A 25,027-nucleotide genomic window follows, 5' to 3' on the forward strand; every position below is an offset into this window, starting at 1 on the left:
TGGTAGCCACGGCTCTGTTCGCTCTCGGCACGTGGCGACGGCCTGCGGAGCACCTCGCCGGTATCTAGGCTTGTCGACATGCACGACCCCGCCGGACTCTACGACCTCTCGATCGACGCCCCGAACGTCCCCGACGGGCTGCCCCTCGTCGCGGGCCTGACCGGTTTCGCCGACGCCGGCTCGGCGGTGAGTCAACTCGCCGAGTACATGATCGACACTCTCGACAGCACGCTGGTCGCGTCGTTCGACACCGACGAGCTCCTCGACTACCGGGCGCGTCGTCCGGTCTTCACCTTCGACCAGGACCACGTGAGCGAGGTCTCGGTCGCCCGTCTGTCCCTGCACCTGATGAGCGACGACATCGGTCAGCCGTTCCTCCTCCTGTCGGGCTTCGAGCCCGACTTCCAGTGGAACCGCTTCACGGCGGCCGTCGTCCAGCTCGTGGAGCGCTACCGGGTCTCGACGACGACCTGGGTCCACTCCATCCCGATGCCCGTGCCTCACACCAGGCCGATCGGCGTCACGGTCAGCGGCAACCGCGCGGACCTCATCGAGTCGCTCTCGGTGTGGAAGCCCGTCACGCAGGCGCCGGCCAACGCTCTCCACCTCATCGAGCACCGTCTCGGCCAGGACGGTCACCCCACGGCCGGGTTCGTCCTCCTCGTGCCGCACTACCTCGCCGACACGGAGTTCCCCGACGCGGCGGTCGCCGCGCTGTCGAGCATCAGCGCGGCCACCGGGCTCATCTTCCCCACCGACCGTCTCCGCGAGGAGGGGCGCGAGTTCCTCGTCAAGGTGGAGGAGCAGGTGCACGGCAACACCGAGCTGTCGAGACTCGTCGCGACCCTCGAAGAGCGCCACGACACGTACATGGAGGGCAACCCCCTGCCGTCGCCGCTCACCGACCAGGACGGCAAGGTGCCGACGGCCGACGCGCTGGCGGCCGAGCTCGAGAAGTTCCTGGCGCGACGGACCGACGGCGACACGTCCGCCTGACCCGCGCCTCCTCGGCCGTCGTCCCGTCCACGGGCACGCGTGGTCGGCGGCGGATGCGCTCGTCGCTCGGGTAGATTCGTCGGGTGAACTCGAAGCGCGCCTGGCTCGTCTGGGGCGCGGCCGTCTTCGCCTACATCGTCGCGGTGATGCAGCGATCGTCCCTCGGGGTGTCGGGCGTCGAGGCCCGCCAGCTCTTCGACGTCTCCGCATCGACCCTCTCGACCCTGGCCGTCGTCCAGCTGGTGGTCTACGCCGGTCTGCAGATCCCGGTGGGCGTCATGCTCGATCGGGTCGGACCGAAGGCGCTGATCGTCACCGGAGGGGTGCTGCTCGGCGTCGGACAGCTCGTGGTCGCCGTCTCACCCCCGACGATCGGCTTCGCGATCGTCGGCCGCATGCTCGTGGGCGCGGGCGACGCGATGACCTTCATCTCGGTGATGCGGTTGCTGCCGTCGTGGTTCCGGGGGCCGATCCTGCCGCAGGTGTCGCAGTGGACGGGGAACATCGGTCAGTTCGGTCAGATCCTCTCGGCCGTGCCGCTGTCGATCGTGCTGCACGGCGTGGGATGGTCGCCGGCCTTCATCAGCGCCGCGGCGCTCTCCGTCATCGCGGTCGCCGTCGTGGTCATACTCGTGTCCGAGGCGCCCGAGGGCGTGATCCCGCGCTCTACGACCACGACCTGGCGATCCGCCGGGCGTCAGCTGGTCGAGAGCGCCCGCCGCCCGGGGACCCGTCTCGGATTCTGGTCGCACTTCGTCACGCAGTCCTCCGGTACGGTCTTCAGCCTGCTCTGGGGCGTGCCGTTCCTGGTCGGGGGCCTGGGGCTGAGCTCGGGCGAGGCGTCCGGTCTGCTCGCCGTCCTCGTCGCCTCGGGTGTCGTCGCCGGCCCCATCCTCGGCCTGCTCGTCGCCCGGTTCCCCCTCCGGCGCTCGAACCTCGTGCTCGGCATCGTGTTCGCCATGGCCGCCGTCTGGACCCTCGTGCTGGCCTGGCCCGGGACCCCGCCTCCCTGGCTCGCCGTCGTGCTCGTCGTCGTCCTGGGCGTGGGCGGACCGGGGTCGATCATCGGCTTCGACTTCGCACGGACCTTCAACCCCCTGCGCAGTCTCGGCGTCGCCAACGGCATCGTCAACGTCGGAGGTTTCCTGGCGAGCTTCGTCATGATGTTCCTCATCGGCGTGGTGCTCGATCAGCTCGACTCCGCCCGCGTCGCCTCCGGGGCCCCGAGCGACATCTTCGCGTTCGAGTCGTTCCGGATCGCGTTCCTCGTCCAGTACCTCGTCGTCGGGACGGGCGTCGCCTGCCTCGTCGTCGAGCGACGTCGGACCCGCCGGGGCCTGCGACACGAGGAGGGCATCGAGGTCGCGCCCATCTGGGTCGCGGCTCTCCGGCGCTGGCGGATGCGGCGCGGGCCACGGGGCTGAGAGCCGCCTCCGCGGTGTCGGGCCGTGGGCGCGGGGCGTGTAATAATGGATCACGGACCCGTTCGTTTCTCGTTCACCCCGTCGTCGCTGTCGCGATCGACTTCCGGCACGAGACTTGACATGGGTCCTAGTACTGCCCGAAATCGACCGACGCCATCCGTTTGCCGGTCGAGGTCCGACGAGCACGGTCCCACCGATCACGCTGGTCGCACCCGGACCCGAGCAATAGAGATGTGAAAGGTGTTCGCATGGCTACCCGCAGCAAGGCGACCACGGCCTCAGACGAGTCCGTGACCGACGAGACGAAGGTCGCGGCCGACGTCCCCGCGAAGAAGGCGCCCGCGAAGCGCGCTCCGGCGAAGAAGGCCGCCCCCAAGGCTGCCAAGGCCGCCGACGAGGCTCCGGCCGACGACGACGCCGAGTCGCAGGAGGCCCCCGCCGAGACGGACGCCGACGCGACCGACAAGGCCCCCGAGATCCTGCCCAAGGGCGCACTCGTCATCTCTCAAGACGACGACGACGAGATGCCGGTCTACTCGACGACCATCACGGGCGCCACGGCCGACCCGGTCAAGGACTACCTGAAGCAGATCGGCAAGGTCGCCCTTCTGAACGCCGCCGAAGAGGTGGAGCTGGCGATGCGGATCGAAGCCGGTCTGTTCGCCGAAGACAAGCTGGCGGCCAGCTCCGGTTTGAGCAAAGAGCTCGAGCGCGAACTCCGCTGGGTCGCGCGCGACGGACAGCGTGCGAAGAGCCACCTGCTCGGTGCCAACCTCCGCCTCGTGGTCAGCCTCGCCAAGCGCTACACGGGCCGTGGGATGCAGTTCCTCGACCTGATCCAAGAGGGCAACCTCGGTCTGATCCGCGCCGTCGAGAAGTTCGACTACACCAAGGGATTCAAGTTCTCGACCTACGCCACCTGGTGGATCCGTCAGGCCATCACCCGGGCCATGGCCGACCAGGCCCGCACCATCCGCATCCCCGTGCACATGGTCGAGGTCATCAACAAGCTCGCCCGCGTGCAGCGTCAGATGCTGCAGGATCTCGGTCGCGAGCCCACGCCCGAAGAGCTCTCGCGCGAGCTCGACATGACCCCCGAGAAGGTCGTCGAGGTCCAGAAGTACGGGCGCGAGCCGATCTCGCTGCACACTCCTCTCGGTGAAGACGGCGACAGCGAGTTCGGCGACCTCATCGAAGACACGGAGGCTGTCGTCCCGGCCGACGCCGTGGGCTTCACGATGCTGCAGAAGCAGCTCGAGTCGCTGCTCGACAGCCTCTCCGAGCGTGAGGCGGGCGTCATCCGGATGCGCTTCGGCCTGGGTGACGGCATGCCCAAGACGCTCGATCAGATCGGCGACACCTTCGGCGTGACGCGCGAGCGCATCCGCCAGATCGAGTCCAAGACGATGGCCAAGCTGCGCCACCCGTCCCGATCGCAGTCGCTCCGCGACTACCTCGAGTAGAGACATGAAGTACGTCGTCCCCGTCCTGGCGGGCCGGATCGTCCGCGCCCTCGCGCGCCTCCGAGGCGGGGGATCCGCCTATCCGGGGCGCACGGTCCTCGCCCTCGCCCCCGACTTCCTCACCCATGTCTCGTCGCAGTTCGAGCGCGGGGTCGTCTTCGTCCTCGGTTCGAACGGCAAGTCGACGACGACGATGATGCTGACCGAGACGCTGCGGGCTCACGGTCTCACGGTGTTCACGAACCCCACCGGCGCCAACCTGCCGCAGGGGATCGCGTCGGCGTTCCTCCGTGAGGTCACGCCGTTCGGCGACGTGAAGCACGACATCGGCGTGATCGAGGTCGACGAGGCCTTCGCCGTCGAACTGACGAAGTCCCTGAACCCCTCGACCGTGCTCATGCTGAACGTGCAGGTCGACCAGCTGTACCGCTTCTTCGAGACGGAGCGCGTCGGCACGATGATGACCGACACAGCCGCCCTGGCGACGTCGTCGGTGATCACCAACCGCGACGACCAGCACCTCGGGCCGTACACGGCCCGTCCCGGTCAGTCGGTCACGCGTTTCGGCGCCGCACCGGCGGTCGTCGCGGCATCGCCCAACGGGCTCCAGAACGCCAACGACTTCACCAGGCGGGCCGACGACTCGCTCGACGCGCAAGCCGAGGTCCTGACTCTCGACGGCGCGGGTGCGACCATCCGGGTCGGCGACGTCACGGTCGACGTGCAGCTGCCGGCCCGCGGTCTGCACTACGCCGTCGACGCGGCGGCAGCTCTGCAGACGGCCTCCGTCGTGCTGGGCGGGCCGGTCGACGCCGTGGCCGTCTCTCGCGCCTTCGACGGCATGAAGCCGGCCTACGGGCGGGGTGAGCGCATGTCGCTCGGCACCGACGAGGCCGAGTTCATCATGTTCAAGAACGCAGCGAGTCTGCAGATGAACCTCGACGCGCTTCCGCAGGGGGTCGAGCAGGTGATGCTCGCCATCGACGAGGGCACGCCCGACATCTCGTGGATCTACGACATCGACTTCTCCCACCTCGATCACGTCGACGTGCTCGCGGGCGCCAAAGCCTGGCAGCTGGCCCTCCGGCTCGAGCACGAGGGGATCCCCGTGCACGTCATCGAGGAGGACATCTCGAAGGCCATCCGCCTCATGCGCGCTCTCCCGTCGCCCGGTGATCGCACCAAGCACTTCGTGACGAACTACGAGCAGATGATGCTCGCGCGCCGCATCCTCGGCCACCCCGATCTGGAGAAGAGCGCGTGAGCGACGACGTCCTGAGAATCGTCCACGTCTACCCCGAAGAACTCGGGGTGAGCGGTGATCGTGGCAACGTGACGACCCTGGTCGAACGTGCACGACGCGCCGGGATCGATTCGGAGGTCACCGAGTACCGCATCGGGGACGACGTCCCCTCGGTGGCCGACGTGGTCGTGCTGGGCCACGGTCCGCTCTCGGGCGTCCGCTCAGTGAGCGTCGACGCCGTCCGACTCCGCGACGCCTTCGAGGGCTTCGCCCGGTCGGGGGTCCCGGTCGTCGCCGTCGGCGGCGGCATGGAGCTCCTCACACGAGGCGTCGTCACGGTCGAGGGCGACACCGTCGAAGGCGTCGGGTTCTTCGATGCGCTCGTCCGTCGCGGCGCACCGCGACGCACGAACTACTTCCAGGTCACCACCCAGTACGGGGGAGACGACCTCACCCTCTTCGGCTTCGAGGACCACGCCGCCCACCTCGAGCTCGGCGCGGGCTCGCGTCCGTTCGCGACCGTCGTCCACGGCGGCGGCAACGGGTCAGACGGCGCCGAGGGTGTCGTCCGGGGCACGTCGTTCGGCACGCAGCTGAAGGGCCCCCTGCTTCCCCTCAATCCCGGTCTCACGGACCGGATCCTCCGGACGGCGCTCTCGCGTCGCGGCATCTCGTACGGTCTCACCCCGGCCCACGAGAAGCTCGATCAGTACGCGGCCGCGTCGCAACGGGTGATCGCCGACAACCTGGAACGGTCGTTCAAGGCGATGTGACCGCGAAGAAGCCCGCACCCTCTCGGAGGGTGCGGGCTTCTTCGTCGAACAGGGCGCCTTGAGGCGCCGAGAGTCCGGTCAGTGCTCGGAGAGCTTGGCGCTCTCGTCGAGCCACTCGATCGCGGTCGGCTCCAGCTTGTCTTTCAGCTTCGCGCCGTGGTGGGCGCAGAAGAAGAGTTGACCGGTGGCCAGGGTCGCACGGATGTACGCCTGGGCTCCGCAGCTGTCGCAGCGGTCGGCTGCGCTCAACTGGTAGCGGGAGCCGAACTCGTCGACGGCTGTCTGGTCGGTGGCCATCTGAGTCATAGGGGTGCTCCTCCTGACGGTGGTGCTGTGGATACGTGTCCTCATCAAAACACGGCTGTGGAGTGATGGTGAGACATTCGGGGTGATTTCGCTCATCGCGTAGACGCTCGACGACGAGAGAGTGTCGGGGTCTCCGTGTCGGTGGCCCTCGTTACCATGGAACGCGACCACCGCCTCCGGAATTCCCCGCTCGTGGTCGCCCGCAACGCGTCAGGAGCACCCATTGGCCACGTCCGACTACTCGGCCCGTCATCTGTCCGTCCTCGAGGGGCTCGAGGCCGTGCGCAAGCGGCCGGGCATGTACATCGGCAGCACCGACTCCCGAGGTCTTATGCACTGCCTGTGGGAGATCATCGACAACTCCGTCGACGAGGCCCTGGGGGGCCACGGCGACTCGATCGACGTCCTGCTGCACGCCGACGACAGCGTCGAGGTCCGTGACACCGCCCGCGGCATCCCCGTCGACATCGAGCCGAAGACGGGCCTGACCGGGGTCGAGGTCGTGTTCACGAAGCTGCACGCCGGCGGCAAGTTCGGCGGGGGGTCCTACGGGTCGTCGGGCGGGCTGCACGGCGTCGGCGCCTCGGTGGTCAATGCGCTCTCCGAACGTCTCGACGTCGAGGTCGACCGGAACGGCAAGACCTACGCCATGTCCTTCCGGCGCGGTGAGCCCGGCACCTTCGACGACACCGGCGAGCCCACCCCCGACGCGCCGTTCACGCCGTTCGTATCGGGCAGCGTGCTGCGCGAGGTCGGCAAGGTCAAGCGAGGCGTCACAGGCACGCGCATCAGGTACTGGGCCGACCGGCAGATCTTCACACGCGGCGCGACCTTCCAGCCCGACGACCTCACGGCGCGTGCCCGCCAGACGGCCTTCCTCATCCCGGGACTCACCCTGCGCATCCGCGACGAGCGCCCCGGCTCGCTCACCGACGGCGGGTTCCCGCTCGAGAGCACCTTCCGCTTCGACGGCGGCATCAGCGAGTACGTCGAGTTCCTCGCCCCCGACGCCCCGGTCACCGACACCTGGCGCATGACGGGCACCGGCTCGTACACCGAGACCGTGCCGGTCCTCACCGACGGCGGCGCCATGGTCGCCACCGAGCTCACGCGTGAGTGCGAGGTCGACATCGCCCTCCGCTGGGGCAGCGGCTACGAGACGGTCTTCCGGAGCTTCGTGAACATCATCTCGACACCCAAGGGCGGTTCGCATCAGGCCGGGTTCGAGGCGGGGCTGCTGAAGTTCCTCCGTCAGCAGGTCGAGCAGAACGCCCGTCGGCTGAAGGTCGGCACCGACAAGATCGACAAGGACGACGTGCTGGCAGGGCTCACGGCCGTGCTCACGGTCCGCCTCCCCGAACCGCAGTTCGAGGGTCAGACCAAGGAGATCCTCGGCACGCCGGCCGTGAGGGCCATCGTGGCCAACGTCGTCGCGCAGCAGTTCGCCGAGCGCTTCGCTTCGACGAAGCGCGACGACAAGACGCAGACGGCGCTCGTGCTCGACAAGGTCGTCGCCGAGATGAAGTCACGCATCGCGGCACGCGCCCACAAAGAGACCCAGCGGCGCAAGAACGCCCTCGAGAACTCGTCATTGCCCGCGAAACTCGTCGACTGCCGGTCGAACGACGTCGCCAACAGCGAGCTGTTCATCGTCGAGGGCGACTCCGCGCTCGGCACGGCCAAGGTCGCCCGCAACAGCGAGTTCCAGGCGCTGCTGCCGATCCGGGGCAAGATCCTGAACGTGCAGAAGGCCTCGGTCAGCGACATGCTCTCGAATCTCGAGTGCGCCTCCATCATCCAGGTGCTCGGCGCGGGGTCCGGGCGCTCCTTCGATCTCTCGTCCGCCCGGTACGGCAAGGTCATCATCATGAGCGACGCCGATGTCGACGGCGCCCACATCCGCACTCTGCTGTTGACGCTGTTCTTCCGCTATATGCGACCGATGATCGAGGCCGGGCGTGTCTTCGCGGCTGTGCCGCCCCTCCATCGCGTCGTGGTCATGCACCCCGGCAGCAAGCCGAACGAGACGATCTACACGTACTCCGAGAAGGAACTGCACGGCGTGCTCGCCGGGCTGAAGCGGACGAACAAGAAGTTCCAGGACCCGATCCAGCGGTACAAGGGCCTCGGCGAGATGGATGCCGAGCAGCTGCGGACGACGACGATGGAGCGGCAGCATCGCATGCTCCGCCGCGTCAAGGTCGACGACGCAGAGAACGCCGCCCGGGTCTTCGAGCTGCTGATGGGCAACGAGGTGGCTCCGCGCAAGGAGTTCATCATCGACGGCTCGGGTATCAGCCGCGACCGCATCGACGTCTGAGACAGGGGGCGCACGGAGGCCTCAGGCGGCTTGCCGGCCCCCTCGGCACCGCGGCGCATGATCGTCGCGTGAGGCGGGCACAGCGCGGCTCGGCGCGGTCAGGCGCGTGAGACGGGCGAGCGGACCACGCGGTCCGCTCGCCCGCCGTCACTCTGCGGGGGCCGACTGGACGGCGCCGGCCGCCGAGTCGTCACCGGCGTCCGCGCCCGCGTCCGCGCCTGCCTCCGCGCCGGTGGCGGAGTCCGCGATGTGCGCGACGGACGCCCCGATCGAGCCGATCTCCGCGGCGAGGGGCGTGCCCGACGCATCGCGTCGCGACAGCTCGGCCGGGAGCTCGCGGACTGCGCCGTCCGCACCGACGGCACGAGCGGGCGCGGGTCCGACCCAGGCGAGGGTGAGGCCGTCCTCGCCCTTGAGCAGGGCGTGCGACCGGACACCGCCGGTGGCCCTGCCCTTGCCGGGGTACTCGTCGAACGCGCTGGTCTTGCCGCGCCCCGGGTCCGTGCCGGCGATGGTGGAGGAGCTGGTCGACACCGTCACGACGACCGCCTCGTGCCCGGCGGGCACGGCGCCGAAGAACAGCACGGTCGACGATTCGGGGAGGTTGATCCCGGCCACGCCACCACCCGCCGGGCCCTGCGGACGGACGGCCGACGCCGGGAATCTCAACAGCTGCGTCGACGACGAGACGAAGACGAGCTCGTCGTCGTCGCCGCCCTGCGCCACTCCGACGACCGAGTCGCCCTTCTTCAGACCGATGACCGGGAAATCGGGGCGGGAGGGGTACTGACCCGGGGCCACGCGCTTCACCACGCCTCGTGCGGTGCCGAGGGCGATGGGCCGGTCGGCCGTCAGGGAGACGAGGGCGAGCACCCGTTCGGTGCGATCGGTCAGTCCGATGTAGTCGCGGACGGGCACACCCGCACCGAGCTGCACCGAGGTCGGCGGAACCGACGGGAGGTCGACCGGGGTGAAGCGGATCAGACGACCATGGGTGGTCACCGCCCCGATCTCGGTCCGACTCGTGGTGTCGATCGACGACAGGACGGCGTCGTGCTTCGTCCGACGCGGTGGGGGAGTGGGCAGCCCCGAGTCCGGGTCCTGGTGGTCGACGCGGAGGATGCGACCCGTCGTCGAGAGGAAGACCCTCGTGGGGGTGTCCGCGATCTCGAGCACGGGCGACTTCTTACTGCCTCGACCCACGGTCGCCACACTGGGCGCGGCTTCGGTCAGGAGGGTGCGGCGGGGCGTGCCGAACTGCTCGGCGATCTCGCCCAGCTCGCTCGAGACGAGGGCGCGCAGGCGGCGCTTGTCGGCGAGCAGCGCCTTGAGGTCGGCGATGGCGGCGAGCAGTTCGTCGCGCTCGGCCTCGAGCTCGATGCGGCTGAACCTCGTGAGGCGGCGCAGCTGCAGATCGAGGATGTACTCGGCCTGGATCTCGCTCAGGTCGAAGACCTCGCGCAGACGAGCCCTGGCCGCGGCGGTGTCGTCGCTGCTGCGGATGACCTGGATCACCTCGTCGATGTCGACGATGGCGACGAGCAGCCCCTCGACCAGGTGGAGGCGGTCCTCCTTCTTCGCGAGCCGGTACCGCGTGCGCCGGGTCACCACGTCGATGCGGTGGGCGACGTAGACCTCGAGCATCTCCTTCAGCCCGAGCGTGCGCGGCTGCCCCTCGACGAGGGCGACGTTGTTGATGCTGAAGCCGTCTTCGAGCGGCGTGTAGCGGTAGAGCTGCTCGAGCACGGCCTGCGGGCTGAACCCGGTCTTGATGCCGATCACGAGTCTCAGGCCGTGCTTGTGGTCGGTCAGATCGGTGACGTCGGTGATGCCGGTCAGCTTCTTGGCCTGCACGCCGTCCTTGATCTTCTCGATCACCTTCTCGGGCCCGACGAGGTACGGCAGCTCGGTGACGACGAGGCCGTTCTTCCGGGCCGTGATGCTCTCGACCGACACCTTCGCGCGGGTCTTGAAGCTCCCCCGGCCGGTGGCGTAGGCGTCACGCACACCGGCGAGCCCCGAGATGGTGCCACCCGTCGGCAGATCGGGGCCGGGCACGAAGGCCATGAGGTCGTCGAGACTCGCGGAGGGGTGGTCGATCAGATGCCGAGCCGCCCCGACGACCTCGATGAGATTGTGCGGGGCCATGTTGGTCGCCATGCCGACGGCGATGCCGCTGGCGCCGTTGACGAGGAGGTTCGGGAACGCGGCGGGCAGCACCTCGGGCTGCATCAGCTGGTTGTCGTAGTTGGGCACGAAGTCGACGACGTCCTCGCCGAGCCCCTGCGTCATCGCCAGCGACGCCTCGGCGAGTCGGGCCTCCGTGTAGCGGGGGGCGGCCGGCCCGTCGTCGAGCGAGCCGAAGTTGCCGTGCCCGTCGATGAGGGGCACCCGCATGGTGAACGGCTGGGCCTGGCGCACCATGGCGTCGTAGATGGCGGTGTCGCCGTGCGGGTGCAGCTTGCCCATCACCTCGCCCACCACGCGCGCGCTCTTGACGTGCCCGCGGTCGGGACGCAGCCCCATCTCCGACATCTGGTAGAGGATCCGCCGCTGGACGGGCTTCAGCCCGTCGCGGGCGTCCGGCAGGGCCCGCGAGTAGATGACCGAGTACGCGTACTCGAGGAACGAGCCCTGCATCTCGAGCGAGACGTCGATGTCCTCGATGCGTTCGCCGTCGTCGGGAGTGGAGAGGGTGTCGGTCGTCGTCATGCACTTCTCGGGGGCAGGAGGCGCGAAGCACCTCGGATGGATGGTTCGGCTATGGCAGACTGGTGCCGATGACGTCCATCGTACCGGGGCGCCCCCCGCACGCCGTGAGCCTGGCCGACGTGCTCCCCTCTTCGGTCGCCTCGCTCTCGGGCGCGGCGAACCCGCTCGCTCTTCCCCCCGCGCGGTCCGCCGTGGTCCTCCTCGTCGACGGTCTCGGCAGCTCCTCGCTCGGTGCTCGGAAGGGCCACGCCCGCACGCTCGCCTCCGCCCCGGGCGGCAGCATCTGGTCGGGCTTCCCCACGACGACGGCGGCCGCGCTCACCACCTTCGCCACCGGGGTCCTCCCCGGCGAGCACGGGCTCGTCGGCTACTCGGTGCTCGACCGCGACCGCGATCGCGTCGTGAAGCAGCTCTCGGGCTGGGACGCCGGCATGCGGCCCGACACCTGGCAGCGCAGCAGCACCGTCTTCGAGCGAGCCGCCGACGAGGGAGTGACGAGCTTCTCGGTCGGCCCGAAGCGCTACGCGACATCCGGGCTGACGGAGGCCATCCTCTCCGGCACGACCTATCTGTCGGCGGAGTCGATGGCCGACCGATTCGACGCGGCTCGCGACGCCGCTCAGGCGACCCGCGCCTCCCTGGTGTATCTGTACGTCCCCGAGCTGGACATGATCGCGCATCGCGCCGGCTGGGAGTCGCCGGAGTGGACGACGGCGCTCGAGCAGGTGGACGCCGAGATCCGCCGCCTCGACGCCGGGCTCGGGCACGACACCGGGCTGCTCGTCACGGCGGACCACGGGGTGCTCGACATCGGCGAACGCCGTCGCATCGTCTTCGGCGGGAGACCCGAGCTCGTCGACGGTGTGCGGCACGTGGCGGGCGAGCCGCGCTGCCTGCAGCTGCATTTCGGCGACGAGGTGACGGACGACCGGCGAGCGGCCACACTCGCGGCCTGGCGCGAGGCGGAGGGCGAACGGGCCTGGGTGATCACGCGCGAGGAGGCCGTCGAGGCGGGCTGGTTCGGACCGGTCGACGCCGAGGTGCTGCCCCGGATCGGCGACATCCTCGTCGCCGCGCGTCGCGGCGTCGTCTACTACGACGGGCGCGGTACCGGCGGTCTGGCCGGCTCGATGATCGGGCAGCACGGCAGCTGGTCGACGGACGAGACGCAGGTCCCGCTCAGACGATTCGGCGCCTACGCGCGCTGACGCCCCCCGGTGGTCGGACCACTCACTTGTCGTCGTCCGAACGCGCTCCGAAGACGATGTCGTCCCAGCTCGGCATCGACGCCCGGCCGCGGCCCTTCTTGCCGCTCGACGAGAGCGGCGTGACCACGGGGGGCATCGGGTTGGCACGGCGGGGTCGGCCGGTGCGGGCTGCGCCCGACAGGGGATGCGCAGCAGCCGACGAGTCGTCGTCGCGGCCCTGCTCGGCGTCGGGTCGGGCGGCGGTCGTGTCCGTCGAGCCCTCGGGCAGTCCGAAGTCGTCGAGAGGCACGTCGATGACGCGGATGGATCCCGCGGCCGGGTGCTGCGGGGCGTCGTCGTCTGAGAAGCGCGCGGACTCCCGCTCGCCCCGTCGGCGACGGAGGGCCTCGAGCAGATCGGCCGTCTGGTTGTGCGAGGTGGCCGGGTCGGGCGAGCGGTTCGTGGCCGCGAGCGAGGCGGCCGAGCGGGCTTCGCTTCGATGACGCTCGGGCTCGACGACCCGGGGGGCCTCGATCTCCACGTCGGCCTCGGGGGTCGTGTCGACCATGAACGCGCCACTGTCGAAGCGACCCGGGGTCGATCCCGAGTCGCGGTCGACGGCCCGGAGGCGCGGTGCGAGAGGGCCGACGTCCTCGCGATGCTGAGAGAGGGTGTTGGCGTCTCCGCCGGCGGGGGCGAGGAGGAGCTTCTTGGGGTCGAACCGCCAGGTCGCGTCTCGCGAGACCTCGCGGGTCACGTACGAGACGTGGACCAGCCAGCCCTGCTCGACGTCCTTGTAGCTGGTCCACGAGCGGTCCGATGCCTCCGCCGTGTCCAGGCGGGCTTCGATCACCCCTCCGAAGGTGGACGGGCCCGAGTCGCCGTCGTCGTCGCCGGCCACCGTCACCGGGACGGCCATCGCGGTCTCGAGCACGAACGCGCGCTCGGCGAGGACGGGACCCTCGAATCGACGGATGTAGTCGAGGTCGGCTCCGGTGACCGCGGAGGTCTGCTCGGACGAGAGGCCGGCGCGGATGTGCGCCTGGATCTCGCGAGGTGGCGCCTTGCGCTGGGCGGGGGAGCCGTCGGGCGCGGCGGCGCGCAGATGCGTGTGGAGCGAATGCGTGACCGGGAGGCGGTACTCGCTTCCGCCGTCGGTCGCCACGAGCAGCGCACCGCTCTCGACTCCGATGACCCTCAGATCCTGCATGTAGCACGCCTTTCGCCGTCGTGATTCGCCCGTAAGACTCGCACGTCGAGGGCCTCCGACCGGGGAATAGAACGGGCGTGCCGCCAGTTCTTTCGAGGCGCCCGGGAGGCCCTGCCGACCGGTTTGCTATTCGGGAACGAGTCATGCAAACTGTGCGCGCCGAATTGGGTACACGAACGTAATAGAACTGGATGGGCATGGCAACCGACTACGACGCACCTCGCAAGAACGACGACGACTCGGAGTCGATCGAGGGGCTCAAAGAGCGGGTCCCCGACAAGATGACCGGTGTCGTCGACGACGACGCCGACAACCCGGGCTCGTTCGAGCTCGCCGGTCAGGATCTCTCCGACCTCGATCTCGACGTCGTCGTCCTGCCCCCGCAGCTCGACGAGTTCACCTGCGTCGAGTGCTTCCTGGTCAAGCACCGTTCGCAGCTCGACCACGAGACCAAGCTCGGGGCTATCTGCCGGGAGTGCGCCGCCTGACGGCCGTCAGCCGGTCGACGATCTCGTCGGGCCGACGGGTCGAGACCAGCCAGTAGGGAGCCGGGTCCGACACGTCGGTCAATTCGATCCTGACGACCGGCTTCACCCATCCCCGGAAGAGGGTCCATGCTCGTGCATCGAGCAGGGGCCCTCTTTGTGCTGTGGCGGCGGCCCCGCGGTAGGCGGTCACGTCTCCGATCTCGTGGGCGTGGAGGCGCGCGCGACCCGCCGAGAACCCCTCGTCGTCGATGGTCAGCACGGGCGAGCCGAGGAGCAGCGCCAGCACGGCCGCCACGTAGAAGACGATCGCCATGACCACGCCCACCCCGACATTGATGGGCAGGAAGACCAGGAGCGTCGCCGGCAGCAGGAGCGCCGAGGCCAGGAAGACGGTGACCGGCGGCGACAGCCGCTCGCGGTAGTTGTGCATGGGTCCATTCGACCAGACTTCTGGACTACCCTCGACACGTGACTCAGACCCTCGACGTCCAGATCGCGGTCGACGGGGCCCTCGGCTCCGCGTTCGTCCCGCGCTATTCGCACCCCGGCGACGCCGGCGCGGACCTCCTGTCCACCGAGGCGATCACCCTCCGGGCCGGTCGCCGGGCTGTCGTCGGAACGGGGGTCCGGATCGCCCTCCCCGACGGCCACGCCGCCTTCGTCGTCCCGCGCAGCGGCCTCGCGGCCAAGCACGGCATCACGGTGGTGAACAGCCCCGGAACGGTCGACGCCGGCTACCGCGGCGAGATCAAGGTCGCTCTGCTCAACACGGATCTCGACGCCGATCACGAGATAGCGGTCGGCGACAAGATCGCCCAGCTCGTGATCGTGCCGGTCGTCCGAGCGGACTTCCTCACGGTCGAGACCCTCCCGGAGAGCGTCAGGGGCGACGGCGGCTTCGGATCCACGGGATACGCACACGAGACAGGAACGGCATCAGCATGAGGAAGTCCAAGCGCGCGCAGCAGGCCGCCGAGGTCGCCATCGACATCGAGCAGGTCGACGGAGACGACGTCGAGATCGATGTGAGCGGTCTCGACGAGGTCGAGGTCTTCGACGACTCGAAGTCCGCACCGGCCGATCGCGCCGAAGAGGGTCCGCTCGACGAGACCGAGGCGAATCCGGTCAGGCCCTACGTCGATCTCGGCGGTGTCAAGATCGTGCCCCGTGAGGGCCTCCACCTCCGCCTCGAGGTCGAGGAGGGCAGCAAGCGGGTCGTGGCCGTCGGGCTCGACTTCGCGAAGTCGACCCTGCAGGTGCAGCCGTTCGCGGCCCCGCGCAGCGCAGGTCTCTGGAACGAGATCCGCGGTCAGATCTCCGAGCAGATCCAACGCCAAGGAGGCGCGACCACCGAGATCGACGGACCCTTCGGTCCCGAGGTGCGCGCCGAGATCCCGGTCATGGGCGGCGACGCCGGGCACACGCGTCTCGCGCGCTTCGTCGGGGTCGACGGCCCCCGCTGGTTCCTCCGAGGGGTCATCGCCGGCGAAGCGACCGTCGACGACGACGCCGCGGCCAAGATCGAAGAGCTCTTCCGCAGCATCGTCGTGGTGCGCGGCTCGAACCCGATGGCGCCCCGCGACCTCATCCCGTTGTCGATGCCCAAGGCCGGGCCGACCGACGCACCGGGCACCACGCCCTCCCAGGTCTGAGGCCGGCATGACCGACGACGACCGCACCGGGATCGGCGCGGAGTCCCCGTCCGACGATCCCCGCGTCTCCCTCGCCGCGCAGCTGCGGGCGGCGGCGAGCAAGGCCGGCATCGGCCAGGTCGCGCCGGGCGAGGTCCCCACGGCTGGAGCCCTGCTCTCGGCCATCGGAGGCGTCCGCGGGCTCGCCGAGTCGATCCTGCCGGGTCTCGGATTCGTGGTCGTCTACACGCTGACGGGGAGCCTCGTACCCTCCGTGCTCATCCCGGTCGGCGTCGCGGTCCTGTTCGTCGTCGCCCGCATCGTGCAGCGCGGCCCCGTGGCCCAGGCTCTGGCCGGCGTGTTCGGGATCGCGATCTCGGCCGCCATCGCCCTCCTCAGCGGACGGGCCGAGGGCAACTTCATCCCCGGTCTCGTCGTGAACGTCGTGTCCCTCCTGGCATTGCTGGTGAGCATCGCGGTGCGGTGGCCCGTCATCGGCGTGATCGTCGGGCTGCTGACGAACGAGGGGAGCGCCTGGCGAGACGACAAGGCCAAGCGCCGGGTCCTGGTGCTGACCACGTGGCTCTGGTGCGGGCTGTTCGCGGCACGACTCGCCGTGCAGCTGCCCCTCTTCTTCGCCGGGCAGATCACCGCCCTGGCGACGACGAAGCTCGTCATGGGCGTCCCGCTGTACGCGGCGGTCCTCTGGGTCACCTGGCTGCTCGTGCGGACGGTCTACCGGGCGCGTCTCGAGGCCGACGCGGCCCCGGGCAGGCTCTGAGCGCCGGCCGCTCAGCTACTCGGTGGTAGCTTTATCTTGACATCGAGATAAATCGACGACGTCGGTCATCGGACGGTCCGCGGACTTAGGCTTGCCTCGCTGGTGCGGTATCAGCCCAGCGACCATGATGACGACGGAGTCAGCAAGGGAGACGGCACGTGTCTGCAATCAACAGTTTCGGTTCGAAGGATTCACTGAGGGTCGGCGACACCGACTACGAGGTCTACCGCATCGACGCGGTCGACGGGGCCGACAAGCTCCCGTTCAGCCTCAAGGTCCTTCTCGAGAACCTGCTCCGCACCGAAGACGGTGCCAACGTCACAGGCGACCAGATCCGCGCCCTGGGCTCGTGGCAGCCCTCGGCCGAGCCCGACACGGAGATCCAGTTCTCACCCGCACGCGTGGTGATGCAGGACTTCACCGGGGTCCCCTGCATCGTCGACCTCGCGACCATGCGCGAGGCCGTGTCGGCTCTCGGCGGTGATCCGACCAAGATCAACCCCCTCGCTCCGGCCGAGCTCGTGATCGACCACTCGGTCATCGCCGACCTCTTCGGCAGCGAGAACGCCCTCGAGCGCAACGTCGAGATCGAGTACGAGCGCAACGGCGAGCGGTACCAGTTCCTCCGCTGGGGGCAGACGGCGTTCGACGACTTCAAGGTCGTCCCGCCCGGAACGGGCATCGTCCACCAGGTCAACATCGAGTACCTGGCCCGTGTCACCTACAGCCGCACGGTCTCCACGGCGGACGGCGGCAGCGTGCTGCAGGCCTACCCCGACACGCTCGTCGGAACCGACTCGCACACCACCATGGTCAACGGCCTCGGCGTGCTCGGCTGGGGCGTCGGTGGCATCGAGGCCGAGGCCGCGATGCTGGGTCAGCCGGTGTCGATGCTCATCCCGCGCGTCGTCGGCTTCAAGCTGAGCGGCTCGATCCCCACCGGCGTCACCGCGACGGACGTCGTCCTCACCATCACGCAGCAGCTGCGGAAGCACGGGGTCGTCGGCAAGTTCGTCGAGTTCTACGGCGAAGGGGTCGCGCAGGTGCCCCTGGCCAACCGAGCCACGATCGGCAACATGAGCCCCGAGTTCGGCTCGACCGCGGCCATCTTCCCGATCGACGACGTGACGCTCGACTACCTGCGTCTCACCGGTCGCAGCGAGGAGCAGATCGAACTCGTCGAGAAGTACGCCAAGCTGCAGGGGCTCTGGCACGACCCGTCGACCGAGCCCGTCTTCAGCGAGTACCTCGAGCTGGATCTCGCGACCGTGGTCCCGTCGATCGCCGGGCCGAAGCGCCCCCAGGACCGCATCGAGCTGACCGAGTCGAAGTCGCAGTTCGAGATCGACCTGGGCTCGTACGCGACCACCGACCACACGAGCGTCGACGCCGCGGTCGAGGGCACCTTCCCGGCCTCCGACCCGGTCGGTCTCACGGCGGAGGACGACGCGACGGAGCCCCCGACGCACATCCACACCTCGCACGCCCCCGCCAAGACCTCGAAGCCCACGCCGGTGACGCTCGAAGACGGTCGCGAGTTCACCCTCGATCACGGCGCCGTCGCGATCGCGGCCATCACGTCGTGCACGAACACGTCGAACCCCTCCGTCATGCTGGCCGCGGGTCTCCTGGCACGCAACGCAAGCCAGAAGGGCCTGAAGGCGAAGCCGTGGGTCAAGACCACCCTCGCACCGGGTTCGAAGGTCGTCACCGACTACTACGAGAAGGCCGGTCTCACGACCTACCTCGAAGACCTCGGCTTCTACACGGTCGGCTACGGCTGCACGACCTGCATCGGCAACTCGGGCCCCCTGATCGACGAGATCTCGTCGGCCGTGCAAGACAACGACCTCGCCGTGACGGCGGTCCTGTCGGGCAACCGCAACTTCGAGGGGCGGATCAACCCCGATGTGAAGATGAACTACCTGGCGAGCCCGCCGCTCGTCATCGCCTACGCGCTGGCCGGGTCGATGAACTTCGACTTCGAGAACGACGCCCTCGGCACCGACGAGGCCGGCGGAGACGTCTTCCTCCGAGACATCTGGCCCGATGCCGCCGAGGTCCAGAAGACCATCGACGAGTCGATCGACACCGACATGTTCACCCACGAGTACTCCGGGGTCTTCGACGGGGACGAGCGCTGGCGTTCGCTTCCGACGCCCACCGGCGCCACGTTCGAGTGGGACGACGAGTCGACCTACGTGCGGAAGCCCCCGTACTTCGACGGCATGACGATCGAGACCACGCCGGTCACCGACATCGTCGATGCTCGCGTCCTCGCCAAGCTCGGCGACTCGGTCACGACCGATCACATCAGCCCGGCGGGCTCGATCAAGGTCGACAGCCCGGCGGGTCACTACCTCGCGGAGCACGGCGTCGACCGCAAGGACTTCAACTCCTACGGATCGCGTCGTGGCAACCACGAGGTGATGATCCGCGGCACCTTCGCCAACATCCGTCTGAAGAACCAGCTGCTCGACGGCGTCGAGGGCGGGTACACGCGCGACTTCACGCAGCCCGACGCCCCGCAGTCGTTCATCTACGACGCGAGCGCCCGCTACCAGGATGCCGGCACGCCGCTCGTCATCCTGGGCGGCAAGGAGTACGGCTCGGGTTCGTCGCGCGACTGGGCGGCGAAGGGCACGAGCCTCCTGGGCGTCAAGGCCGTCATCACCGAGAGCTTCGAGCGCATCCACCGCTCGAACCTGATCGGCATGGGTGTCGTCCCCCTGCAGTTCCCGGCGGGTGAGAGCTGGGAGTCCCTCGGGCTCGACGGCACGGAGTCGATCAGCATCTCGGGGCTCACCGAGCTCAACGAGGGCACGACGCCCAAGACCGTCCACGTGGTCGCGACGCCGAGCGACCACTCGCCCGAGGGCAAGTCGGTCGTCGAGTTCGACGCCGTCGTCCGGATCGACACCCCCGGCGAGGCGGACTACTACCGCAACGGCGGCATCCTGCAGTACGTGCTGCGCAGTCTGGTCTGATCCCTCGCCCCGCGAGACCCCCGGGCCGCCGCCGATCCGCGGCGGCCCGGGGGTCTTTCCACGCTCCGCACACCCCTCGTGCCTAGACTGGACCGATGCCCTCCGGGGCGTGGAAGGGAAGCCGGTATGAGCCTGCTCGAAACGATCAGAGGACCTCGCGACCTCGACCGCTTGACCGACGACGAGATGATCGAGCTCGCGGGCGAGATCCGCAGATTCCTCGTCGCAGAGGTCTCCAAGACCGGCGGTCATCTCGGCCCCAACCTCGGGGTCGTCGAGCTCACGTTGGCTCTGCACCGGGTCTTCCACTCGCCGCATGACGCCATCGTCTTCGACACCGGCCACCAGTCGTACGTGCACAAGCTCCTCACCGGGCGCCAGGACTTCAGCATGCTGCGCCTCCGGGGCGGTCTCGCGGGCTATCCGCAGCGCTCCGAGTCCGAGCACGACATCGTCGAGAGCTCGCACGCCTCCAGCTCGCTCTCGTGGGCGGACGGCATCTCGCGCGCCTTCCAGCTCACCGGGCAGTCCGATCGTCACGTCGTCGCCGTCGTCGGCGACGGCGCTCTGACCGGAGGCATGACGTGGGAGGCCCTCAACAACATCTCCGACGACAACGACCGCCGTCTGATCATCGTCGTGAACGACAACGGCCGGTCGTACGCGCCCACCATCGGCGGCATGGCGCGGTTCCTCAACACGGTGCGGACGAGGAGCACGTATCGCGACATGCATCGGGGCAGCCGTGCCGTCTTCGATCACCTCGGGCACCCCGGTCGCGCGTTCTACCGCGGGGTGAGGGGCGGGCTGCACGGATTCCTCAGCCGGTTCACCAACAACGAGGCGCTGTACTCGAACCTCGACATCAAGTACGTCGGCCCGGTCGACGGACACGACCAGTCGGCGATGGAGGAGGCCCTCCAGCAGGCCAAGAACTACGGCACCCCGGTGATCGTGCATGCCATCACCGAGAAGGGCCGGGGCTACGATCCCGCGCGGGCCGACGTGGCCGACCAGTTCCACGCGGTGGGGCAGATCGACCCCGAGACGGGTGAGCCGCTCGCTTCGACGGGCGCCCCGTCGTGGACGTCCGTCTTCGCCGAGGAGATCGTCTCGATCGCCGAGCGGGACGAGACGGTGGTGGGCATCACGGCGGCCATGCTCCGACCGGTGGGTCTGCATCTCCTCGCCGAGCGGTTCCCCGGCCGGGTGCTCGACGTCGGCATCGCCGAGCAGCACGCGGTCACCAGCGCCGCCGGGCTCGCGTTCGGCGGGCTGCACCCGGTGGTCGCGCTCTACGCGACCTTCGTCAACCGGGCGTTCGACCAGATCCTCATGGACGTCGGGCTGCACCAGGCCGGCGTCACGTTCGTCCTCGATCGGGCGGGTGTCACGGGCCCCGATGGGCCGAGCCACCACGGCATGTGGGATCTCGCGCTGCTGCAGATCGTGCCGCACATCCGTCTGGCGGCCCCGAGAGATGCGACGCGCCTCCGCGAAGAGCTCCGCGAGGCCGTGGCCGTCACCGACGCGCCCACCGTGGTCCGTTTCTCCAAGGGCAGCGTCGGCACCGAGCACGACGCGATCGAACGACTCCACGACGGTGTCGACGTGCTGCATCGCGGTGATCGGGCCGACGTCCTGCTCGTCTGCGTCGGCCCGATGGCCTCCGTCGGTCTCGACGTCGCCGCGCGCCTCGCCGATCAGGGAATCGGCGCCACGGTCGTCGACCCGCGGTGGGTCGTCCCCGTGGCGCGTTCGGTGATCGATCTCGCGGCGGAGCATCGACTCGTCGTGACCATCGAGGACGGCGTGCGCGTCGGCGGCATCGGGACGCGCATCCGACAGGATCTCCGTCAGGCAGGCGTCGACACTGCGGTCACCGAGCTGGGTCTCCCCGACGAGTTCCTGGCGCACGGTTCACGAGCCGAGATCCTCGAGGAGGTGGGGCTCACCCCGCAGGCCATCGCCCGCGACGTGGTGGCTCAGGTCCTCGGGAGCAAGATCCCCGTGGCCCGACCGCTGACGGACGGTGCGCAGGCCGACGCCACCGGTTCCGGTCGCCTCCGCGACCAGTAAGCGACACGCGGGCGTCCCCGCCTCGACCGACGACGGCCCCGCTGCTCGAGAGCAGCGGGGCCGTCGTCGTCGACGCGGAGGCTCAGCCGGCCACGCCGCGGATCACGGGTGAGTGGAACGTCGTGCCCCGGACGCGCTCGGTGGCGCCGACCCGGTCGAGGTACGGCGTGAGCCCGCCCATCTGGAACGGGTAGCCCGCCCCGAGGATCAGACACAGATCGATGTCCTCGGCTGCGGAGACCACGCCGTCGTCGAGCATGCGCCCGACCTCGTCGGCCAGGCCGTCCTCGATGCGGATCCGGAGCTCGTCGGCGGACAGCGCTGTGCCCTTCCCCGCTGTCAGCGCGACGGCCTTCTTGTCGAACCCCTGGCGTCGGCCCTTGGAATCGCGGTCGAGGATCCGCCCGTGGTCCGCCAGCCGGTGGAGGGCCTCGCTGGCGTGGAACCTGTCCGGGAACGCGGCGTGATGGGTGTCGAGCACGTGCGCGCCGACGGTCAGCCCGACGAGCTCGAGCAGCTCGAACGGGGTCATCGGGAGCCCGAAGGGATCCATCGACCGGTCGACGACCTCGAAGGGGGTGCCCGTCTCGACCGCGTGCATGGCCTCGCCGAGGACCTTCGCGAGTATGCGGTTCACGACGAACCCCGGGGTGTCCGCCGTGATGACAGCGTTCTTGCGGAGGGCCTTGGCCGTCACCATCGCGGTGCTGAGCGTCGCCTCGTCGGTCTTCGGGGTCTTGACGACCTCGATGAGCGGCATGACGGCGACCGGGTTGAAGAAGTGGAAGCCGACCAGACGCTCGGGGTGCTGCAGCTCGGCGCCGATGGCCTCGACGCTCAACGACGACGTGTTCGTCGCGAGGATCGTCGTGTCGGAGACGATCGCCTCGACGTCGGCGAAGACCTTCTGCTTGACGGAGAGCTCTTCGAAGACGGCCTCGATGACCCAGTCGCAGTCGGCGAAGTCGCGGAGGTCGGTGGTGCCGGTGACCAGCGCCTCCAACCGGTTCGACTCATCGCTCGTGATCCGGCCCTTCGTCGCCAACTCGGCGATGTCGGCTCGGATCCGTGCTACACCGGCGTCGACGCGCCCCTGGTCGAGGTCGGTGATGACGACGGGCACGCGCAGACGTCGGACGAAGAGGAGGGCGAACTGGCTGGCCATGAGCCCCGCACCCACGACCCCGACCTTCCCGATCGCGCGGGCGACCTCGGGGGAGGGGGCCCCGGCGGGCTTCTTCGCGCGCTTCTGGACGAGGTCGAACGCGTACATGCTCGCCTGGAACTGATCGCCCGAGACGAGATCGGCCAGCGCCTCGTCCTCCGCCGCGAAGCCGGTCGCCCGGTCGGTGTTCTTGGCGGCCTTGAGCAGGTCGAGGGCCGCGTAGGGCGAGGCCGCCACGGTGCCGATCTTCGACTGCAGCGACTTGCGGGCGATCGAGATGGCGGCATCCCATTTGACGGCCCTCTCGAGCCGCCCGGGGGCGTTCGGACGCTTGACCGCGATGCGCCCGGTCACCACGCCGTCGGCCCAGCGGATGCTGTCTTCGAGGAACGACGCGGGTCCGAACATCTCGTCGACGATGCCGAGCTCGAGAGCCTGCGCGGGCTTGAGGGTGCGGTTGTTCTTGAGGGGGTTCTCGACGATCACGCGCAGGGCGTTCTCGATCCCGATGAGGTTGGGCAGGAGCCACGCGCCGCCCCAGCCGGGGATGAGCCCCAGGAACACCTCGGGCAGCGCGATCGCCGCCGCCGACGAGTCGACGGTGCGGTAGTCGGCATGCAGCGCGATCTCCACCCCGCCGCCGAGCGCCAGTCCGTTCACGAACACGAACGTGGGCACGCCAGCGTCGTGCAGCTTGCCGAGCACCGCGTGGCCCTGCCGGGCCAGCTCGAGCCCGACCTCGCGGCTCGGGATCTGCCCGACCTTGCTGAGGTCCGCCCCCGCGGCGAGGAAGTACGGCTTGCCGGTCACGGCGATGGCGGCGATCTCACCCCGGGAGGCGCGGGCCCGGAGGGCGTCGAGGGTCGCGCCGTACTCGGCCAGCGTCGCCGGTCCGAGGGTGCTCGGTCGGGTGTGGTCGCGGCCGTTGTCGAGGGTGACGAGGGCCAGCACGCCACCGGACGGCATCGGCACGTCGCGGACGTGCGAGTGCGTCACGACCTCGTCGGCGGACAGGGCTGTCAGGGTCTCGAGGGCCGTCGTCATGCGCGGGCCGCCTTTCGCGAGTAGTGCGGGTTCTCCCAGATGACGCTGCCGCCCTGACCGAGACCCACGCACATGGCCGTCAGGCCGTAGCGGACGTCGGGTCGCTGCTCGAACTGGCGCGCGAGCTGGATCATCAGGCGGACCCCGCTGGAGGCCAACGGGTGCCCCACCGCGATCGCACCGCCCCACGGGTTGACCCGCGGGTCGTCGTCGTCGATGCCGAAGTGGTCGAGGAGCGACAGCACCTGCACCGCGAAGGCCTCGTTCAGTTCGAAGAGCCCGATGTCGTCGATCGACAGGCCCGCCTTGCGGAGGGCCTTCTCGGTGGAGGGGACGGGTCCGATGCCCATGATCTCGGGTTCGACGCCGGCGTAGGCGAAGCTCACGAGTCGCATCTTGGGGGTGAGGTCGAGCTCGTCGGCCGCCTGCTGCGAGGCGAGGAGGCTGACGGTCGCTCCGTCGTTCAGCCCGGAGGAGTTGCCGGCGGTGACGCGGCCGTGCGGCCGGAACGGCGTGCGGAGCGCGGCGAGACCCTCGAGGGTCGTCTCGGGGCGAGGCGCCTCGTCACGGGTGGCGAGACCCCAGCCCTCGTCGGTGGCCACGGCCACGGGCACGAGGTCGGGTTGGATGTGGCCGGCGTCGTAGGCCGCGGCCAGCTTCTGCTGAGACCGCATGGCGTAGCGGTCCGACCGCTCCTTCGTCAGCTGCGGGAACCGATCGTGGATCCGCTCAGCCGTGTTTCCCATGTTGAGGGCCTCGCCGCTGACGATCCTCTCGGCGACGAACCGCGGGTTCGGGTCGGCGTTGAAGCCCATCGGGTGGCGGCCCATGTGCTCGACGCCCCCGGCGATGGCGACGTCGTAGGCGCCGAACGCGATGCCCCCGGCGAGAGTCGTGACGCTCGTCATGGCCCCGGCGCACATCCGGTCGATCGCGAAACCGGGGACGGACTTCGGCAGACCGGCCAGGAGCGCGGTCGTCCGCCCGAGGGTCAGACCCTGATCGCCCTGCTGGGTCGTCGCCGCGATGGCGACGTCGTCGACGCGGTCGAGCGGCAGGGACGGGTTGCGTTCGAGCAGACCCCTCATCGCCTTGACGACGAGATCGTCCGCCCGGGTCTTCCAGTACATGCCTTTGTCGCCGGCCCGCCCGAACGGGGTGCGTACCCCGTCGACGAAGACGACATCTGTTCTCTCGGCCACATTGCCTCCAGTGCTC

At 69.4% G+C, this 25,027-nt stretch carries 19 protein-coding genes; 13 read left to right on the plus strand and 6 right to left on the minus strand.

Features of this window, described 5'->3' with window-relative positions:
- Positions 1–78 precede the first annotated feature (78 nt).
- The 5 genes from IFT51_RS06395 (at position 79) to IFT51_RS06415 (ending at position 5,899) form a co-directional block, all read left to right on the plus strand.
- Positions 79–996 carry a proteasome assembly chaperone family protein gene (locus tag IFT51_RS06395; protein ID WP_192060260.1) on the plus strand — a complete coding sequence of 306 codons (918 nt, stop codon included), beginning with the start codon at positions 79–81 and terminating at the stop codon, positions 994–996.
- An 83-nt stretch (positions 997–1,079) separates the two neighbouring features.
- Positions 1,080–2,420 (plus strand): nitrate/nitrite transporter, encoded by a 1,341-nt coding sequence (locus IFT51_RS06400; RefSeq protein WP_192060261.1) that lies wholly within the window; start codon positions 1,080–1,082, stop codon positions 2,418–2,420.
- A gap of 248 nt (positions 2,421–2,668) precedes the next feature.
- Positions 2,669–3,883 (plus strand): RNA polymerase sigma factor, encoded by a 1,215-nt coding sequence (locus IFT51_RS06405; protein ID WP_192060262.1) that lies wholly within the window; start codon positions 2,669–2,671, stop codon positions 3,881–3,883.
- Between the two features lie 4 nt (positions 3,884–3,887).
- Positions 3,888–5,147, plus strand: a complete 1,260-nt coding sequence (locus IFT51_RS06410; protein WP_192060263.1) for a MurT ligase domain-containing protein — start codon at positions 3,888–3,890, stop codon at positions 5,145–5,147.
- The gene (locus tag IFT51_RS06415; RefSeq protein WP_192060264.1) at positions 5,144–5,899 is read left to right on the plus strand and encodes a type 1 glutamine amidotransferase; all 756 of its coding nucleotides are present in this window, start codon (positions 5,144–5,146) and stop codon (positions 5,897–5,899) included. The genes IFT51_RS06410 and IFT51_RS06415 overlap by 4 nt, the downstream gene beginning before the upstream one ends.
- Positions 5,900–5,977: 78 nt before the next feature.
- On the opposite strand, the gene IFT51_RS06420 is transcribed toward IFT51_RS06415, so the two are convergent.
- Positions 5,978–6,205, minus strand: a complete 228-nt coding sequence (locus IFT51_RS06420; RefSeq protein ID WP_192060265.1) for a hypothetical protein — start codon at positions 6,203–6,205, stop codon at positions 5,978–5,980.
- A gap of 223 nt (positions 6,206–6,428) precedes the next feature.
- On the opposite strand from IFT51_RS06420, the gene IFT51_RS06425 reads away from it, so the two are divergent.
- Positions 6,429–8,525, plus strand: a complete 2,097-nt coding sequence (locus IFT51_RS06425) for a type IIA DNA topoisomerase subunit B (protein ID WP_192060266.1) — start codon at positions 6,429–6,431, stop codon at positions 8,523–8,525.
- A gap of 147 nt (positions 8,526–8,672) precedes the next feature.
- On the opposite strand, the gene IFT51_RS06430 is transcribed toward IFT51_RS06425, so the two are convergent.
- A complete protein-coding gene (locus IFT51_RS06430) occupies positions 8,673–11,237 on the minus strand; it encodes a DNA topoisomerase (ATP-hydrolyzing) subunit A (RefSeq protein ID WP_192060267.1) in 2,565 nt (854 codons plus the stop codon).
- A gap of 68 nt (positions 11,238–11,305) precedes the next feature.
- Here IFT51_RS06430 and IFT51_RS06435 point away from each other — a divergent pair, with 68 nt between their 5' ends.
- Positions 11,306–12,445 (plus strand): alkaline phosphatase family protein, encoded by a 1,140-nt coding sequence (locus IFT51_RS06435; RefSeq protein WP_192060268.1) that lies wholly within the window; start codon positions 11,306–11,308, stop codon positions 12,443–12,445.
- A 22-nt stretch (positions 12,446–12,467) separates the two neighbouring features.
- Here IFT51_RS06435 and sepH read toward each other — a convergent pair whose 3' ends face one another.
- On the minus strand, positions 12,468–13,634 hold the full coding sequence (gene sepH / locus IFT51_RS06440) for a septation protein SepH (protein WP_192060269.1): 1,167 nt from the start codon (positions 13,632–13,634) through the stop codon (positions 12,468–12,470).
- Between the two features lie 197 nt (positions 13,635–13,831).
- On the opposite strand from sepH, the gene IFT51_RS06445 reads away from it, so the two are divergent.
- A complete protein-coding gene (locus IFT51_RS06445) occupies positions 13,832–14,122 on the plus strand; it encodes a DUF4193 domain-containing protein (RefSeq protein ID WP_192060270.1) in 291 nt (96 codons plus the stop codon).
- Here the strand turns inward: IFT51_RS06445 and IFT51_RS06450 are convergent.
- Entirely contained in the window at positions 14,097–14,552 is a 456-nt protein-coding gene (locus IFT51_RS06450; protein WP_192060271.1) for a DUF3093 domain-containing protein, read from the minus strand. The two genes, IFT51_RS06445 and IFT51_RS06450, sit on opposite strands and share 26 nt — an antisense overlap.
- Before the next feature lie 38 nt (positions 14,553–14,590).
- Here IFT51_RS06450 and dut point away from each other — a divergent pair, with 38 nt between their 5' ends.
- The 5 genes from dut to dxs all read left to right on the plus strand — a co-directional run bounded on the left by dut (position 14,591) and on the right by dxs (position 21,600).
- Positions 14,591–15,067, plus strand: coding sequence for a dUTP diphosphatase (gene dut / locus IFT51_RS06455; protein WP_192060272.1), 477 nt, complete (start codon positions 14,591–14,593; stop codon positions 15,065–15,067).
- Positions 15,064–15,774: a DUF3710 domain-containing protein gene (locus tag IFT51_RS06460; RefSeq protein ID WP_192060273.1), complete on the plus strand. Its 711-nt coding sequence runs from the start codon at positions 15,064–15,066 to the stop codon at positions 15,772–15,774. The genes dut and IFT51_RS06460 overlap by 4 nt, the downstream gene beginning before the upstream one ends.
- Before the next feature lie 7 nt (positions 15,775–15,781).
- Positions 15,782–16,534, plus strand: a complete 753-nt coding sequence (locus tag IFT51_RS06465; RefSeq protein ID WP_192060274.1) for a DUF3159 domain-containing protein — start codon at positions 15,782–15,784, stop codon at positions 16,532–16,534.
- Between the two features lie 158 nt (positions 16,535–16,692).
- Positions 16,693–19,521, plus strand: a complete 2,829-nt coding sequence (gene acnA, locus IFT51_RS06470) for an aconitate hydratase AcnA (RefSeq protein WP_192060275.1) — start codon at positions 16,693–16,695, stop codon at positions 19,519–19,521.
- A gap of 126 nt (positions 19,522–19,647) precedes the next feature.
- Entirely contained in the window at positions 19,648–21,600 is a 1,953-nt protein-coding gene (gene dxs / locus IFT51_RS06475) for a 1-deoxy-D-xylulose-5-phosphate synthase (RefSeq protein WP_192060276.1), read from the plus strand.
- An 82-nt stretch (positions 21,601–21,682) separates the two neighbouring features.
- Here dxs and IFT51_RS06480 read toward each other — a convergent pair whose 3' ends face one another.
- Both IFT51_RS06480 and IFT51_RS06485 read right to left on the minus strand, forming a co-directional pair.
- Positions 21,683–23,809 (minus strand): 3-hydroxyacyl-CoA dehydrogenase NAD-binding domain-containing protein, encoded by a 2,127-nt coding sequence (locus IFT51_RS06480; protein WP_192060277.1) that lies wholly within the window; start codon positions 23,807–23,809, stop codon positions 21,683–21,685.
- Positions 23,806–25,011: an acetyl-CoA C-acyltransferase gene (locus tag IFT51_RS06485; RefSeq protein ID WP_192060278.1), complete on the minus strand. Its 1,206-nt coding sequence runs from the start codon at positions 25,009–25,011 to the stop codon at positions 23,806–23,808. The genes IFT51_RS06480 and IFT51_RS06485 overlap by 4 nt, the downstream gene beginning before the upstream one ends.
- Between the last annotated feature and the right edge of the window lie 16 nt (positions 25,012–25,027).

It is taken from the genome of Frigoribacterium sp. CFBP 13712, from assembly GCF_014842255.1.
Lineage (GTDB): Bacteria > Actinomycetota > Actinomycetes > Actinomycetales > Microbacteriaceae > Frigoribacterium.

What these genes read in the sequence shown, in the direction of transcription:
- IFT51_RS06395 (WP_192060260.1), top strand. Translation starts at nt 79, where the DNA reads ATGCACGACCCCGCCGGACTCTACGACCTCTCGATCGACGCCCCGAAC.
- IFT51_RS06460 (WP_192060273.1), top strand. Translation starts at nt 15,064, where the DNA reads ATGAGGAAGTCCAAGCGCGCGCAGCAGGCCGCCGAGGTCGCCATCGAC.
- IFT51_RS06465 (WP_192060274.1), top strand. Translation starts at nt 15,782, where the DNA reads ATGACCGACGACGACCGCACCGGGATCGGCGCGGAGTCCCCGTCCGAC.
- dxs (WP_192060276.1), top strand. Translation starts at nt 19,648, where the DNA reads ATGAGCCTGCTCGAAACGATCAGAGGACCTCGCGACCTCGACCGCTTG.
- IFT51_RS06450 (WP_192060271.1), bottom strand. Translation starts at nt 14,552, where the DNA reads ATGCACAACTACCGCGAGCGGCTGTCGCCGCCGGTCACCGTCTTCCTG.
- IFT51_RS06445 (WP_192060270.1), top strand. Translation starts at nt 13,832, where the DNA reads ATGGCAACCGACTACGACGCACCTCGCAAGAACGACGACGACTCGGAG.
- IFT51_RS06480 (WP_192060277.1), bottom strand. Translation starts at nt 23,809, where the DNA reads ATGACGACGGCCCTCGAGACCCTGACAGCCCTGTCCGCCGACGAGGTC.
- sepH (WP_192060269.1), bottom strand. Translation starts at nt 13,634, where the DNA reads ATGCAGGATCTGAGGGTCATCGGAGTCGAGAGCGGTGCGCTGCTCGTG.
- IFT51_RS06435 (WP_192060268.1), top strand. Translation starts at nt 11,306, where the DNA reads ATGACGTCCATCGTACCGGGGCGCCCCCCGCACGCCGTGAGCCTGGCC.
- IFT51_RS06410 (WP_192060263.1), top strand. Translation starts at nt 3,888, where the DNA reads ATGAAGTACGTCGTCCCCGTCCTGGCGGGCCGGATCGTCCGCGCCCTC.
- IFT51_RS06430 (WP_192060267.1), bottom strand. Translation starts at nt 11,237, where the DNA reads ATGACGACGACCGACACCCTCTCCACTCCCGACGACGGCGAACGCATC.
- IFT51_RS06420 (WP_192060265.1), bottom strand. Translation starts at nt 6,205, where the DNA reads ATGACTCAGATGGCCACCGACCAGACAGCCGTCGACGAGTTCGGCTCC.
- IFT51_RS06405 (WP_192060262.1), top strand. Translation starts at nt 2,669, where the DNA reads ATGGCTACCCGCAGCAAGGCGACCACGGCCTCAGACGAGTCCGTGACC.